18 protein-coding genes are annotated in these 13,770 nt (G+C 53.8%); 12 read left to right on the plus strand and 6 right to left on the minus strand.

Annotated features, from left to right (window positions below; translation table 11 throughout):
• Positions 1-68: 68 nt before the first annotated feature.
• From AUK29_08560 to AUK29_08570, 3 genes are all read left to right on the plus strand, one after another.
• Entirely contained in the window at positions 69-434 is a 366-nt protein-coding gene (locus AUK29_08560; protein OIP62353.1) for a hypothetical protein, read from the plus strand.
• 235 nt (positions 435-669) lie between these two features.
• Positions 670-1,188 (plus strand): hypothetical protein, encoded by a 519-nt coding sequence (locus AUK29_08565; protein ID OIP62354.1) that lies wholly within the window; start codon positions 670-672, stop codon positions 1,186-1,188.
• A complete protein-coding gene (locus AUK29_08570) occupies positions 1,181-1,369 on the plus strand; it encodes a hypothetical protein (protein ID OIP62355.1) in 189 nt (62 codons plus the stop codon). The genes AUK29_08565 and AUK29_08570 overlap by 8 nt, the downstream gene beginning before the upstream one ends.
• Positions 1,370-1,448: 79 nt before the next feature.
• Here the strand turns inward: AUK29_08570 and AUK29_08575 are convergent, their stop codons facing one another.
• From AUK29_08575 to AUK29_08585, 3 genes are all read right to left on the minus strand, one after another.
• Positions 1,449-2,072: a hypothetical protein gene (locus AUK29_08575; GenBank protein OIP62356.1), complete on the minus strand. Its 624-nt coding sequence runs from the start codon at positions 2,070-2,072 to the stop codon at positions 1,449-1,451.
• A complete protein-coding gene (locus AUK29_08580; protein ID OIP62357.1) occupies positions 2,069-2,695 on the minus strand; it encodes a transcriptional regulator in 627 nt (208 codons plus the stop codon). Before AUK29_08580 ends, AUK29_08575 begins: the two co-directional genes overlap by 4 nt.
• Before the next feature lie 128 nt (positions 2,696-2,823).
• Positions 2,824-3,246: a hypothetical protein gene (locus tag AUK29_08585; protein OIP62358.1), complete on the minus strand. Its 423-nt coding sequence runs from the start codon at positions 3,244-3,246 to the stop codon at positions 2,824-2,826.
• 167 nt (positions 3,247-3,413) lie between these two features.
• On the opposite strand from AUK29_08585, the gene AUK29_08590 reads away from it, so the two are divergent.
• From AUK29_08590 to AUK29_08620, 7 genes are all read left to right on the plus strand, one after another.
• Complete coding sequence (locus AUK29_08590; GenBank protein OIP62368.1) at positions 3,414-4,358, plus strand: ChrB protein; 945 nt, start codon at positions 3,414-3,416, stop codon at positions 4,356-4,358.
• Between the two features lie 24 nt (positions 4,359-4,382).
• The gene (locus AUK29_08595; protein ID OIP62359.1) at positions 4,383-4,661 is read left to right on the plus strand and encodes a hypothetical protein; all 279 of its coding nucleotides are present in this window, start codon (positions 4,383-4,385) and stop codon (positions 4,659-4,661) included.
• A gap of 34 nt (positions 4,662-4,695) precedes the next feature.
• Positions 4,696-5,130: a chromate resistance protein gene (locus tag AUK29_08600; GenBank protein OIP62360.1), complete on the plus strand. Its 435-nt coding sequence runs from the start codon at positions 4,696-4,698 to the stop codon at positions 5,128-5,130.
• Between the two features lie 104 nt (positions 5,131-5,234).
• Positions 5,235-6,479, plus strand: coding sequence for an MFS transporter (locus AUK29_08605; GenBank protein OIP62361.1), 1,245 nt, complete (start codon positions 5,235-5,237; stop codon positions 6,477-6,479).
• A gap of 167 nt (positions 6,480-6,646) precedes the next feature.
• Positions 6,647-7,483, plus strand: coding sequence for a hypothetical protein (locus AUK29_08610; GenBank protein OIP62369.1), 837 nt, complete (start codon positions 6,647-6,649; stop codon positions 7,481-7,483).
• An 89-nt stretch (positions 7,484-7,572) separates the two neighbouring features.
• A complete protein-coding gene (locus tag AUK29_08615; GenBank protein ID OIP62362.1) occupies positions 7,573-7,881 on the plus strand; it encodes a hypothetical protein in 309 nt (102 codons plus the stop codon).
• Positions 7,882-8,002: 121 nt separating this feature from the next.
• On the plus strand, positions 8,003-8,548 hold the full coding sequence (locus tag AUK29_08620) for an arginine decarboxylase, pyruvoyl-dependent (GenBank protein ID OIP62363.1): 546 nt from the start codon (positions 8,003-8,005) through the stop codon (positions 8,546-8,548).
• Positions 8,549-8,566: 18 nt separating this feature from the next.
• On the opposite strand, the gene AUK29_08625 is transcribed toward AUK29_08620, so the two are convergent.
• The 3 genes from AUK29_08625 to AUK29_08635 form a co-directional block, all read right to left on the minus strand.
• A complete protein-coding gene (locus tag AUK29_08625; protein ID OIP62364.1) occupies positions 8,567-8,848 on the minus strand; it encodes a hypothetical protein in 282 nt (93 codons plus the stop codon).
• Between the two features lie 32 nt (positions 8,849-8,880).
• Positions 8,881-9,537 carry a potassium transporter TrkA gene (locus AUK29_08630; GenBank protein ID OIP62365.1) on the minus strand — a complete coding sequence of 219 codons (657 nt, stop codon included), beginning with the start codon at positions 9,535-9,537 and terminating at the stop codon, positions 8,881-8,883.
• A gap of 216 nt (positions 9,538-9,753) precedes the next feature.
• Positions 9,754-11,112: a hypothetical protein gene (locus AUK29_08635; GenBank protein OIP62370.1), complete on the minus strand. Its 1,359-nt coding sequence runs from the start codon at positions 11,110-11,112 to the stop codon at positions 9,754-9,756.
• 290 nt (positions 11,113-11,402) lie between these two features.
• Between AUK29_08635 and AUK29_08640 the strand changes: the two genes are divergently transcribed.
• Both AUK29_08640 and AUK29_08645 read left to right on the plus strand, forming a co-directional pair.
• Positions 11,403-12,059, plus strand: a complete 657-nt coding sequence (locus AUK29_08640; protein OIP62366.1) for a hypothetical protein — start codon at positions 11,403-11,405, stop codon at positions 12,057-12,059.
• A 147-nt stretch (positions 12,060-12,206) separates the two neighbouring features.
• Positions 12,207-13,418 (plus strand): hypothetical protein, encoded by a 1,212-nt coding sequence (locus AUK29_08645; protein ID OIP62367.1) that lies wholly within the window; start codon positions 12,207-12,209, stop codon positions 13,416-13,418.
• Positions 13,419-13,770: the final 352 nt, after the last annotated feature.

Here is a 13,770-nt window from a genome sequence, read left to right on the forward strand (position 1 = left end):
CGAGTGGAGGCTCCAACGTGCCAAAGAAGATTTTCTGCGGGAAACGGGAAGGGCCGAGGAGGATGCGAATGAGTAGCCTCGCAGAACAGATTCGGTACGGTGAGACAGAACTGGCCAGGGCAGAGGCACTACCGCGTCTCGCGCTTTCCCATCCACAGGTTTGTGCTTTGCCACCGGACTGTTACCGCCTGTGGGTGAAGCGGATCGAGAAGCTGAGCCAGCCCCTCCAGGCAACCGTGGACCTGTTGCCTGCCCGTAAGCAAGCGCTTACTGTCGCTAGATCTGTGGCAGAAGAACGGAACACGGTTGAGTCCAACAATAGCCTTGTTCGCTTCGGCGGCCAGACCTTGGATTTCTTATTGGCCAGGCACTTGGCCGTCGCTGCATATGTGACCATGACGTGGACCATCTACGACAGGCTGGCCAATGTGTGAGGAAAGCCATCAACGAGAAGGACTTGCTCACCCTCGGCGGTGGTGGAATGGTGCGGCCATGCCACCGAACATGAGCGGAAGCACGGCGGGAAACCGTGGTCGTATCTGCTTATTCCGCACGATGTCATTGCGGACAACAAGACACTCGCGGGATTAGCGGCTTAGTCCAAGCTTTGAGAGCGACTTTTTGTCTTGACCACTTATCGGAACAACTTGTATATTTCGTCAAAGGGAAATGTGGGGTGAGTGGGGAATGAATATCTTCAAGAAATTATTCTCTTCGCTTAACCTGGCATCCATAGAATATATGGTCGCAGGTGGAATTGCTGTAAACCTCTACGGCATAGAAAGGGCTACCGCTGATATTGACATTATCTTAAAACTTGACAAAGAGAATATCTCTAAGTTCATCGAGACCGCAAGGAAGCTCGGTTTGAAGCCGAAAATGCCGATCCATTTAGAAGATCTCATGGACGCAGAGAAAAGAAACTCCTGGATCACAGATAAGGGTATGACCGTGTTCAGCTTGTATGATCCTGGCGAACCTTTTTTCCTTCTGGATATTTTTGTTAAAGTCCCTTTCGTCTTCGATGAAGTATATCCGAAGAGAGAGCAAGTGAAGTACGAGGATACGGTCATCCCGGTCCTGTCAATGGAAGAATTGATTCGCATGAAGGAGACATCCAACAGACCGCAAGATAAAGCCGATATTTTCTATCTAAGAAAAATATTAGAGGGTTGGGGAAATGAATAAAGATCGAGACAACACTGTCCGGGATGAACCGCTCCTATATTATAAAACCGAAGAAGATATCCGGTCGTACAGGAACAAACCTTTGGATCTGAAGTTGAAATGGCTTGAAGCACAGATGGAATTCTTTTACAAGGCCATGCCGAAAAAGGCAAAGAAGATCAGGGACAAGTTGAAAAAATAAGATAACCATTGCTTGCATCCTCGCCTTCGAGTCCTTGATGCCGCTACCTGCGGTCCTCTCGGATAAGTTCAACAGGCGTTTACCTCGGAGTGATGTCGGATTTTTCAGGCACCCAAGGGCCACCGGCGCTCCAGTTGAAGGGGACGGGCGCTGTCCCGGAGGCTGCTCTCAGTGGCGGGAGCAGGAAGTCCCGCAGATGCGAGAGAACGTCCAGAAGCGTGGGATAGCTGATTATCCCGGCCTTGGGAGTGACCACGTCACCGAATCCCACATCCACCTGGATGGGTATACGGGCCTTGCCGAGAGAGGCCGTCATCGTGACGCGCTGCCCCTGATATTCCTGCGCTTCGCGGATCGGTGCAGCCTTCACGCTATGGGCGTTAAATTCCAGACCATCCGGTTCTACGTCAACGGCGCAGACGGTGCGGAACACTTTCACAAGCCGCTCGCTTCCGTCCTCACCATGGCCAAGAAAATCCACATCAACGGTCGGCCTATACGACTGACCTGTCCAGGCCGTGAACAGCATGGCTCCCTTGAGGATAAAGTCCCAGGCATGCTCCGATACGGACAGGCGGTAGAGAAGCCGTTCATTCGCATAGCGCGTCCAGATCAGGTTCGCGTCGTCCCCGGTTTCCCGGATGATGTTCAGCAGCCGCTGGCGAACCGAGGCCGCGAGGTTTGATGGTTTCTCCTGGGTCATACGATCGCTTCCATGTAGGGGCGCATGGTCTTTGTTACACGGCAGATTTTCGCATACCGCCAAAGTTCATCGGTTGTGCATTTGCTCCCGCGAATCACCTCGCGGAGCGCCTCGAGTGCAACATCCAGCCCGATCTTGTTCCTGTACTTGAAACAATCTGCCACCGTCTTGGCCGGGTTATAGATTCTCACCTTCACGCCTTCAATGACGTGTTCGTTGATGCCCTCCATGAGGGCCTTGCCGGAGAAGCGCAGAATCCGCATCTTGGGGGAGTTGGCCCGCGGGCTGGCGGCCCTGCGGTCGATGGCTATCCACACTTCGCGGGGTGCCTGCGTCCCGATCTCGTGAAAGCGAAGCGCGGAGAGCAGGCACACCACGCCCTTGGGGACCGCCTTCCCTGCCTGTGCCAGTCCATGGTGAGCAGTGATATCGGTATTCGGCAGGCTATACAGCCCCCGTCCGACACGCACGAGTTTCCCCTCTGCGCTCAGTTGTCTGAGGTATTCGTGGTGAATCCCCTTGGAACGCACCTCTCCGGTCGTGACGATTCCTGAATTGTGAGCGAGTTCCAGTATGCGTTTTATCTTTTCGTGGCGATTTCTCATGCGCCAAATTATAGACATTTATGAATATCTGTCAAGAGTTTTGCAAGTAACGGGGAGTCGGTCCTGATACCCCGACCTGCGGGCAGGCATGAAGGATCGGAGGATTCATGGCGAGAATCCGTTCTGAGGAGGCCAGTGGGTTTATTTCATTTAATATCCGCAACCCAGACCACGTGTTTCCTGAACGGACCGCTCTTTAGGACGTCATAGAGCTTGCGGTCTGCCGTTACCATCCTCCCTTTAAGAAGGGCTGCAAGCGCAATGTACAGGCAGTCATAGATGCTCTTTCCTGTCCTGCTGGCAATCGCAAAAGCGGAATCCGGAAATGATATAAACGGATGACGTTGTATGGGGTATTGGCGCAGGGCATCCCTTACGTCGCTTCCCTCCTGGGGGCTGACGGCGCCGCGCCGGATCCACTTGCAGATGATGCTGTCCATCTCCAGCAGAAGGAAATCCGGCGCGTGGAGTTGGTTGTTCTTGTCTAAGACTGAAAGAGCGGCTTCGCTGTGCTCCTCCTCAACGAACCATTTTGCGGCCACACTTGCATCAATGATGAATAGACTCAACGCCTGCGGTCCTCGCGGATAAGTTCAACCGTATCGGGAAATTGGTTCAGCCTCCCTGCGTCTGCTGTTCAAACCAAAAGAAGCTTGACAGATGATTCAATTGTTACTATAATTATCTAACAGTTGGTATAGGAATCATAATGGAAAAAGCAACCGAGACCCCCTGGATCCTGCTGATCCACCAGATTCCACCCAAGCCGGATTATTTCCGTGTCAAGATCTGGCGAAGACTCCGGCAGGTTGGAGCCGTGGCGGTCAAACAGTCGGTCTACGTACTCCCCAGAACCGACCAAACCTTTGAGGACCTGAGCTGGATTCTCAAGGAAATTATTGAGGGCGGCGGGGAGGCGTTTCTGTCGGAAGCGGTTTTTCTGGAGGGGATCTCAGACGATCAAATCAAGGAAATATTCCGGGCGGCCAGGAACGAGGACTACAAAAAGATAGTCGAAGACGCCCGGTCGTTAACCCGTGTCCTCTCCAAGGGATCATCCGCGGCCGGAGAGAGTGTCTCCAAGACCAGGGCGCAATTTTCACGGCTGAAGAAAAGATTTGAAGAGGTCTCTGCCATAGATTTTTTTTCTACTTCCGGACGTGCTGCGGCCGAGGGCGCCCTGGCCGATGCCGCGTCCAGGCTCATGACGGGGGACCGGGAGCTCCCTGCGCCGGCCATGTCGATTGCGGACATGACCGGCCGAACCTGGGTCACTCGTGAAGGTATCTTTGTGGACAGAGCGGCTTGTGCCTGGCTGATCCGGCGATTTATTCATCGTGATGCCCGGTTCAAATTTGTGGCGGGCAAAACCTACCAACCAAAGTCCGATGAGATCCGGTTCGATATGTTCGACGCGGAATTTACTCATGTGGGAGATCGGTGCACCTTTGAGGTGATGATTGAACGCTTCGGCTTGGACGACCCATCCGTTTTACAATTGGCGGAGATCGTCCACGATATGGATTTAAAGGATCATAAATTTGAAAGACCCGAGGCCTACGGTGTTCGCATCCTTTTTCAGGGGATGGCTGCGGCACGGGCCACGGATGAGGAACGCCTGGAACGAGGATTGGTTATCTTCGATGAATTGTACCAGTACTTTGCGAAGAACCTTGGATGAAAACAAATCAGAAGGAGAAGAATCATGCCATCCATTGAAACCCATGTACAGAAGAGCACGGAAAGAACCGGCAAGCCCTTCCGGGAGATCCACGAATGGATCGACGAGCCGAGCCACAAGGTCGAGCGCCACGATATCGGCCGCGTCCTCGAATTCGCCAAGATGTTTGAAGAGAAATACGGCGAGGAAGGCGCGAAGGAATACGTGCAACACCTCCAGGACGATCTGAAGGCCCGCTTCGGCCATCTTCTGGAGGACGTGGAGAAACTCATTACCGACAACCTGAAGTATTTCGGCTGTTGATGAAGGGTGACCGTTCAAAGAAGGAGTCGAGAAGATGAAATGGATCACACGTTCCCACGTTCATGTGGACAGAGTGGCCTGCCCCTGGCTCATCAGACGTTTTATTGATTCGGAGGCGGAGTTTCTTTTTGTTCCGAAAAGTCAGGTCAAAGCCGTGGCCGAGAAGGAGGGAGCGATCCCCTTCGACTCGCCCGGGGCCGAACTCAATCATGAAGGCGATCTTTGTACCTTCGATGTGATCATCCGGAAATACGAGCTTAAGGATAAGCCTCTGATCAGACTTGCCCGAATCGTCAATGCAGCCGACACGCGGCGTCTTGAAAAAGACCCGCTTGCCGCAGGGGTTGAGGCCATCGCCGTGGGCTATGGGTTGAGATTCCCTGATGACAAAAAGAATCTGGAACGGCAGTTCGAGGTGTATGACGCCCTTTATGCCTGGTGCTGTTTGAACGCTGCCGGAGAATCCTGACCCGGGATTGCATGAGCAGCCTCCGGCGGGAATGGAGTCAGATGCGATGATGCGGAGCAAGAAGCAGGCAGGTCTCCTCTTCATTATTCTCATGGGATAGAGATATGCGGCGCAGAGAGCGTGTTTCGGATTTTCTGGGTCTCACCCGAAGCACCGTGGGTGTCCTCTTCATGGTCATCCTCGTGGGGATGGGAGAGCGCATGGCCGAGCGCTTTCTTCCCATCTACCTCATGGCCTTGGGAGGAGGGGCTCTCTCCATCGGATTTCTCAATGGGATGGACAACCTCCTTTCGGCGCTCTATTCCTTTCCCGGAGGGTATCTCTCCGACCGCATCGGCACGAAGAGGGCCCTGCTCGTTTTCAACATCGTGGCCATGTGCGGCTTCCTGGTGGTGATTCTGATTCCCGCATGGCAGGCTGTGCTTCTCGGGGCCGTGCTCTTTCTCTCGTGGACTTCGATCTCGCTGCCTGCGACCATGGGCCTGATCGCCAGGGTGCTCCCCATGCACAAGCGGACCATGGGGGTGACCATGCACTCTCTGGTGAGACGCTTTCCCATGGCCTTGGGACCGATTCTCGGCGGTTTGTGCATCGGCTTCTGGGGGGAGAGAAACGGCGTGCGAGCGGCCTTTGCCGCGGCCCTGCTCCTTTCTCTGGCGGCGGTCGTGCTTCAAGAGAAGCTGATTGAAGAGGAACCGCAGGACTCCACGCGCACGAAAAACCGAGGGGAAAAGAATCCGATGAAGCTCTTCCCGCTCATGAGTCCTGCGCTCAGGCGCTTGCTGGTCTCAGACGTCCTGGTGCGCTTCTGCGAACAGATCCCCTATGCCTTTGTGGTGGTCTGGTGCATGAAGAGCATTGTCGAACCGGTCACGGCCCTTCAGTTCGGCATTCTGACGAGCATCGAGATGGCCACGGCCGTGCTTGTTTATATCCCCGTAGCCTATCTGGCCGACCGCAGCGCCAAGAAGCCTTTTGTGATCATCACCTTTGTCTTTTTCACCCTTTTCCCGCTTGTTCTTCTCTTCTGCCGGTCCTTTGAGTGGCTGGCCCTTGCCTTCATCCTAAGGGGCCTCAAGGAGTTCGGTGAACCCACTCGAAAGGCCATGATCATGGACCTGGCGCCTGAGAACTGCAAGGCGGGTATGTTCGGCCTCTATTACCTTCTCCGGGATATCTTCGTTTCCGTGGCCGCGGTCGGCGGGGCTTTTCTATGGCAGATCAGTCCGGCCGTGAATTTTTTCACGGCCTTTGCCTTCGGCGCTGCAGGAACCATTGGTTTTGCAATCTGGGGCAGGGACCTGAATACGGCCATGCCCGAAGAGAGGCTCGGCCGGCGAGCCGTTTAATTTTGAGCGTGGATCCCCCGGCCGCCATACTAAATTCTTGACGTCCGGTTTGCTTTGGAGATATCTTGTGCGGGACCCTGTCAGAGCGGAATGGCGGAGGATGCGCAGAAACGGCAAGCTGGAAATGCAGGCCGTTTTTTCAATGGCGCGGCGGGAACAAGAGGGAAATGATGATCCGGATCGGAGAGATTGCCTATGCGAACAGCGCGCCTATCTTTGCCGCGCTCCGAAGAATGGGTCTGGCGGATCCTTATGAATTCATCCCTGGGGAGCCCGCTGAACTCAATCGCATGCTCTATGCCGGTGAAATTGATCTCGCCCCCTGTTCTTCTTTTGAGTATGGGCTTCATCCGGCAAACTATTTTCTGATTCCGGATCTTTCGATCTCATCGGACCATGAGGTGGAAAGCGTGCTCCTGATCTCCCGCTTGCCGATCGAGGACCTTCACGGGAAGATGATCCTCCTCTCTCCGGCCTCGGCCAGCTCCAATGCATTGATCCGGATCCTGCTGGAGAAACGCTATCAAGCCGGATGCGCCTACCGGTTTCCCGAAGAGGGCCCTCACCGGTCCGGCTTTGAGGCGAATGCCCGGATCATGATCGGGAATCCGGCGCTCAAGGTCTACCTGGGGAAAAACAGGAGCCGGCCCGGATACGTCTATGACCTCTCCCTCCTCTGGCGGGATTTTACCGGCCTACCCTTTGTGTTCGCCCTATGGATCATCCGGCGTGAGGCCGTGCTCAGGGAGAAAGAAGAGATCGCCAGGTTGGTCCAGTCGCTTTACAGGGCAAGAGGATTCGCCGAGTCTCACTTCCATGAGATGGCCGGTGAGTTTGAAAAGGCTCTGGAGATTCCGGCAGAAGATCTGGTCCGGTACTGGGAGAGCATCTCTTTCGATCTCAATGAGGAAAAGATCAAAAGCCTGAAATCCTATTTCGATTATGCAGAAGAGCTCGGATTGATCCCCAAGAGCCCCCCCCTTGTTTTTTTCATAGGGGCATGAAAAAAACCGGGTATAATGCCGGATATGTATTCCTATGGCACAATAATTTTTCTTAGGAATGAAAGATTGTATGAACAATGTAAGGAGGGTTGAGTATGATTGCCGAACTTTCCATTATTCCCTTGGGCCGCGGGGCCAGTATCAGCCCGGAGATAGCCAAGGTCATCAAGATCATCGATCAAAGCGGCATCTCTTACAAGGTCCATTCCATGGGGACCGCGCTCGAAGGAGACTGGGACAGGGTCATGGACCTGATCAAGTCGTGCCATCAGGAGGCGCTCAAGGATTCGGAGCGGGTTTACACGATCATCACCATTGATGACCGGAAGGGGAAGACGGACCGGATCCATGGCAAGGTCGCATCGCTTGAGGCCAAGGTCGGGAAGAAACTGCCGTAATCCCCGCGGCGCCCCTCTCATTGAGCAATTTTTTCTTGAAGTTTTTGACGATTGTGGTATAGTGCAACCCGTTTTGCGGCTATTTTATCTTGCGGCATAGACCAAAGGGGGGGAGAGAAAGATGACTAGGGTTCCGAAGAAGGTCTTTTTCACAAACGGCGTGGGCACGCATACTGAAGAGCTTCAATCCTTTGAGCTGGCGCTGCGGGATGCCGGTATTGAAAAGTTCAACCTGGTCCAGGTCTCCAGTATCCTTCCCCCGGGCTGCAAGAGGATCTCCCGCAAGGAAGGTTTGAATCTGCTCGAGCCCGGTGAGATTGTCTATTGCGTTCTTGCGCGCTGTGCCAGCAGCGAACCCCGCCGTCTGCTGGCCGCCTCGGTAGGCTGCGCAGTCCCCATAGACAAGAGGATGTACGGCTACCTGAGTGAATACCATGCCTTCGGGACGACCGACCATGCGGCCGGGGAGTACTCCGAAGACCTGGCCGCAGCGATGCTGGCCTCAACCCTGGGCATTGAATTCGACGAAGAAAAGAGCTGGGATGAAAAGCGGGAGATCTGGAAGATCAGCGGGAAGATCGTCCACACCAGCAACATCACGCAGTCGGCCATTGTCAAGAAAGGGTACTACACCTCGGTGGTGGCGGCGGCGGTCTTCGTGTTCTGATGGAAGAGGAGGCTTTTTCTACCGGTTCTCCGTAATCATCAAGGACAACTTCTCAAGACCCTCCTGATCCAGCCACCCCCCGCCGCAGGATCGGCAGCGCTGGATCCTGAAAGAGCCCTTCCAATCCTCCTTGAGCCCTGTTTTACACAGCGGACAAAGGAGTTCATCGGGGGCGGCCTCGATCTCTTCCTTCTTATCCTTGGACCCGGCCTTCTTTTCCAGCCACTCCCGGTGTTTTTTCAAGAAGTAGTCTTCCTCTTTCCCTTTCTCTATTTCTTCCCACTGTTCCTTTTTCCTCATAGCGGTTCCCTTGTAAGGGGGCTCTATCAGACCTATAATGACTGGACCCGTTCCAGATCACTGTTCTTTCCGATCAGGATCATGAGGTCGCTGTCTTTGATGACCTTATCCGGATCAATGACCAGTTCCACTTTGTCTTCGATCATGTCCTTGATCGCGATGATCTGGACCCCGAATTTTTTTCTGAGTTCCAGATCCCGGATCTTATGGCCGACAATTTTATTGGATGGGGCCACCTCCTGGATGCTGTATCCCTCGACAAAGGGGATGTAATCGATGATGTTCTTTGCGCTGATGCGCTGGGCAAGGCGGATGGCCACGTCTTTCTCCGGAAAAATCACTTCAGCCGCGCCCAGTTGAGAAAGGATCTTTCCATGATCCTCTTCGTTAGCCTTGGCAATGATATTTTTGATGCCCATCTCCTTGAGGTAGAGGGTGGCCAGGATGCTCGCCTCCAGGGATTCTCCCATCGCAATGACGGCTACATCCTTGTCATCGAGGCCGAGTGACTGGAGGACCTCCTTGTTGGTGACATCTGCGACCATGGCTCGTGATGCAAATTCCTTCGCGCGTTGCACCAGTTCTTTATCACGGTCCAGTACAATGACCTCCATGCCGGCGTCATAGAGGGTTTTTGCCACGTTGCTTCCGAACATCCCCAAGCCGATGATCACAAATTGCTGTTTCATAGGATTTCCCTTTTCGGTTGCTCTCCCATTCCGTTGGCTGGAAGTGTTACGCTTCACGTGCCCCGCTTTTCTCTATTTTTGTCGTTAGATCCCGGCATCTCCTTGAATCTATTCTTGCCGGGCCGGGACCCTCTGCGACGGCTACTACACTGAGGCATCTTGGGGTCGAGGATTCCAGGGTTCCAGTGGTTCCCTTGACCCCTTGACCCCTTTCTTTTACCCTACCATAATATTTTCTTCGGGATATGTAAAGCCCTCGTCTCTTTTTTCACTTGTAATGGCAAGGGCAATGGTAATGGGTCCCAGCCGCCCGACAAACATCAGGACCATGAGAATCAGTTTTCCGGGAACCGACAACGACGGGGTCACGCCCGTAGAGAGCCCGACGGTGCCGAATGCAGAGACCGTTTCAAAGAGGTATTGGATGAAAAGGCCTCGGCTCTCCGTAACCGGAATATCCCCGGCGTCCGTGATCATCAAGGCCAGGGTGGAGAGGATGACCAATAATATAGATGCAAGAAAGATGGAGATCGTGCGTGATACGGCGCCGGCCGGAACCGTCCGTCCGAAAATAAAGGTCTCCGAACGGTTTTTCCATTTTGCCAGAGCCATAGCCAGGAGCACGGCAAAAGAGGTGGTCTTGATCCCTCCCCCGGTGGAGCCTGGAGATGCCCCGATAAACATGAAAAAGATCGTGAAAAGGAGCGTTCCGTTGGTCAGAAGGTTGTAATCCATGGTGTTGAATCCTGCGGTTCTGGGCGTGACCGACTGAAAAAGAGAGATCAGGATTTTTTCCCCGAAGGGGACGCCTGAAAGGGCGTGGCGCCATTCGAGCATGAGGAATATAACCAGCCCTGAGAGGACCAGGGAGGAAGTGGTCACAAGAACGATACGGCTGTGCAGGGAGAGCCGGGCCCTTTTCTTCCGGGTCAGCCGGTTGTTGATATATTGTCGTATATCTTGGACAACCACAAAGCCGAGCCCTCCTGAAATAATCAGCAGGACCATGACGGCATTGATCCAGGGATCGTCCCGGAAGTCCATCAAACTTCGGGAGAAGAGAGAGAGGCCGGCATTGCAGAAAGCGGAAACAGAATGAAACAAGGCATTATAAAGGGCCTCTCGCGGCGGGAAAAAGAAACTCCACCGGATGAAGAGGAATATAAGGCCGATTCCCTCGAACAGGATCGTCACTAAGAAAACATTTTTAATGAGACTAAGGAGCCCTTGGCCCAGTTTGTACGAGAGGGTCCCTTGAATCGCTTCTTTCCCCCTGAACGAAAGCTTTTTACCGAGAAGGAGCATCACCACGGTGGTGTAGGTCATGATACCGAGGCCGCCGAGCTGGATCATGAGAAGGAGGATCATCTGACCGGTTGTGTTGAAACGGGTTCCGATATCGACCACGGAAAGTCCGGTCACGCAGACCGCGGATGTGGCCGTAAACAGGGCGTCAATTATGGATATGTGCCCTTCACGCAGAGAAAATGGGGCGTGCAGGAATATTCCTCCGGCCAGAATGGTGAGCACGAAGCTTCCAATCAGGAGGAAATTGGGATGGATCTGTTGCAGCATTCTGGAAGGTCTGATCTGCATAGTTTGTGTTTATATCTTATGTTTCAGCGCCGGGATTGATGGTCTCGTAAGAAATCTTATCCCATCCCCGCAAAAACACCGGGATCTGCGGCAAGGGAGAGGGATCTTTTGGACTTTTTACGAGTTCATCAGGATTCTCCGCTTACATACACAGCGGATGCATCATAACCTCATTCAACATAGATGGTCAAGATCGTTTTTTCTAACAAAAAAACCTTTATTTGTATCGTATCTCCGGTTATGGTAAATTGTGACAAAAGGAGTGATCCATGAATGCCATCAAACGGCTTCTTGCAAAAGGAACGGCCAGCCACTTTGTCAGGATCTCCTTTGCCATGCCCGGCTTTTTGAAGACGCAGGGATTTGCGCATTGGATGAACAGGATCTTTTCCGGGCTGGCGCCGGCGTACGACCGGATCGGATCAAGGCTTGCATCCGAATCCGTGTTCCTGGGCCCCCTGGAGAAGGCGTCTCAGGGCTTGAAGGAGCCCCCCGAAAGCGTTCTGGACCTTGCCTGCGGCACCGGCCTCGCAACATTCCGGCTGAAGCATCTTTTTCCGGGATCCCTGGCCGTGGGGGCCGATCTTTCCACAGAGATGATTCAGATCATGAAGCGCAAGGCCCGAGATGCCGGCCTGAACGGGCTTTTTGCCCTGGTCTGCAATTCAGCCGAGCTCCCCTTCGGCGGCGACCGGTTTGATCTGGTGATCACGCAGAATGCGCCCCCCTATCCCGAGGAGATGGTCCGGGTGCTCCGGCCAGGAGGAAGGATCTTCCTGCTCTATTCTTTTGTCTATCTCCCCCTGGTTCGGAACGCGGTGACCGAACGGTTGAAGAGACTGAACCTTGAGGAGGTCACGGTCGTGCAGGCCGGGGAGGGCATGGCCGCCACCGCCCGGAAGCCTGTAATGTCGTGTCACGTCTAAAATGACGTATCCCGTTTTCCCCATCACCTCAATCCCCAAGGGGAGAGGAAGTTCAAACATTCCTTCTCCCCATAGGGGAGAAGGTTAGGATGAGGGGGCGGCATAAAAAAGACACTACAAGGCTGACACGATAGTAGGGGCATCCTGATGATTCTTGCCCGGATCGATTCCATGGCCTATGGCGGATACGGCGTGGCACGGGTCGAGGGCTTCGTGCATTTCGTCCCGGAGAGCGTACCCGGCGACCTTGTGGAGATCGAACCGGTGATCCGGAAAAAGCACCATGGGTTTTCACGCCTCTGCCGGATTGTGGAGCCCTCTCCCCTTCGAACCGATCCCTTCTGCCCCTATTTCGGTGAGTGCGGAGGGTGCCAGCTCCAGCACATTCAGTATGAGGAGCAGAAGAGGATCAAAAAGAAGATTTTTATTGAGCAGATGAAGCGGATCGGGGGTCTGACGGATATTTCTGAGCCTGAGATCCTGGGCTCCCAGACCGGAAGGACCCGGATGCGCTTTCATCTGCATCACGGGAAGATCGGACTTTACAGGACGAGGAGCCATACCCTCTGCCCGATCGAGGCATGCGGGATCGCATCTCCGCAGGTGAACGCTGTATTGCAGGAGATACACAAATCTCTGATGCGGAACCGAAAAAAACTAAACGGCACGATCACCATCCTCACTTCGCCGGCCGGCGCTCTCATTGCCGCCGCCCTTGCTGAAAGCGAGGCTCAAGATCTTTACCGGTCGCTCGGGCATGCCGTGCAGGGCTGTACGATCCTGAAACAAAAAAAACGGATTGTGCTGGGGGAGCCCTATCTGGCCATGCCGGTGCAGGGGCTTCGGATCTTTGTCCCCCCGGACGCGTTCTGGCAGGTGAACCCGGAGATCAACGAAATTCTGGTCGGCGGGATCTGCGAGTTCATGCAGGGCTCGGATCGGGTGATGGATTTTTTTTGCGGCTGCGGGAACATCACCCTTCCCCTCTCCCAGGTCTGTGCCAGAGTGGTTGGGGTCGAATCGGAATTCTCTTCGGTTGATGCGGCCTGGCATTCCGCATTAAAAGCAGGGATCACCAATGTCTCTTTCCGGTTGGCCGATGTGCAAAAGGCGGAAATCGGGGATGCGGACGGCCTTGTCCTGGACCCGCCCCGCTCCGGACTCCAGGCCGCCTTGATCCGGAATATCATAAAACAAAGGCCCATGAAAATCGCCTATGTCTCCTGCAATCCGTCCACGCTGGCCCGGGATCTTCGACTTCTGATGGACTCGGGATACCGGATAGATTCAATCCGCCTGCTCGATATGTTCCCTCACACCTATCATATTGAGTCACTAACTTTTTTAACTGCCGATTAGAGTTCATCTTCAATTATTGTATTCTTTATCGATGGGAATTTATGGATCATCTCCAGTAAAATAGGAGTAAAATAGGGACAGCGCCCATTTTACTTGACTTCACATTCTGCATTGTTTACCATTGGCCCATGCCGAGAATCTCCAGAGCCGTAGCTGTAGGCTTTCCTCATCACATCACTCAACGGGGCAATTACCGGCAGAGCGTCTTTGAAAGAAAAGACGATTACCTGTTTTATCTTGAATGGCTCAAGACATACAGCAGCAAATATTCACTCAAAATATGGGCCTACTGCCTGATGAAGAACCACGTTCACTTCATCGCAGTGCCCATGGAGTCCGATTCCATGGCAAG

Source organism: Nitrospirae bacterium CG2_30_53_67 (genome assembly GCA_001873285.1).
Taxonomy (GTDB): Bacteria; CG2-30-53-67; CG2-30-53-67; order CG2-30-53-67; family CG2-30-53-67; genus CG2-30-53-67.

What these genes read in the sequence shown, in the direction of transcription:
- AUK29_08645 (OIP62367.1), top strand. Translation starts at nt 12,207, where the DNA reads ATGATTCTTGCCCGGATCGATTCCATGGCCTATGGCGGATACGGCGTG.
- AUK29_08575 (OIP62356.1), bottom strand. Translation starts at nt 2,072, where the DNA reads ATGACCCAGGAGAAACCATCAAACCTCGCGGCCTCGGTTCGCCAGCGG.
- AUK29_08625 (OIP62364.1), bottom strand. Translation starts at nt 8,848, where the DNA reads ATGAGGAAAAAGGAACAGTGGGAAGAAATAGAGAAAGGGAAAGAGGAA.
- AUK29_08640 (OIP62366.1), top strand. Translation starts at nt 11,403, where the DNA reads ATGAATGCCATCAAACGGCTTCTTGCAAAAGGAACGGCCAGCCACTTT.
- AUK29_08610 (OIP62369.1), top strand. Translation starts at nt 6,647, where the DNA reads ATGATGATCCGGATCGGAGAGATTGCCTATGCGAACAGCGCGCCTATC.
- AUK29_08635 (OIP62370.1), bottom strand. Translation starts at nt 11,112, where the DNA reads ATGCTGCAACAGATCCATCCCAATTTCCTCCTGATTGGAAGCTTCGTG.
- AUK29_08620 (OIP62363.1), top strand. Translation starts at nt 8,003, where the DNA reads ATGACTAGGGTTCCGAAGAAGGTCTTTTTCACAAACGGCGTGGGCACG.
- AUK29_08630 (OIP62365.1), bottom strand. Translation starts at nt 9,537, where the DNA reads ATGAAACAGCAATTTGTGATCATCGGCTTGGGGATGTTCGGAAGCAAC.
- AUK29_08560 (OIP62353.1), top strand. Translation starts at nt 69, where the DNA reads ATGAGTAGCCTCGCAGAACAGATTCGGTACGGTGAGACAGAACTGGCC.
- AUK29_08565 (OIP62354.1), top strand. Translation starts at nt 670, where the DNA reads ATGTGGGGTGAGTGGGGAATGAATATCTTCAAGAAATTATTCTCTTCG.
- AUK29_08595 (OIP62359.1), top strand. Translation starts at nt 4,383, where the DNA reads ATGCCATCCATTGAAACCCATGTACAGAAGAGCACGGAAAGAACCGGC.
- AUK29_08570 (OIP62355.1), top strand. Translation starts at nt 1,181, where the DNA reads ATGAATAAAGATCGAGACAACACTGTCCGGGATGAACCGCTCCTATAT.
- AUK29_08580 (OIP62357.1), bottom strand. Translation starts at nt 2,695, where the DNA reads ATGTCTATAATTTGGCGCATGAGAAATCGCCACGAAAAGATAAAACGC.
- AUK29_08600 (OIP62360.1), top strand. Translation starts at nt 4,696, where the DNA reads ATGAAATGGATCACACGTTCCCACGTTCATGTGGACAGAGTGGCCTGC.
- AUK29_08605 (OIP62361.1), top strand. Translation starts at nt 5,235, where the DNA reads ATGCGGCGCAGAGAGCGTGTTTCGGATTTTCTGGGTCTCACCCGAAGC.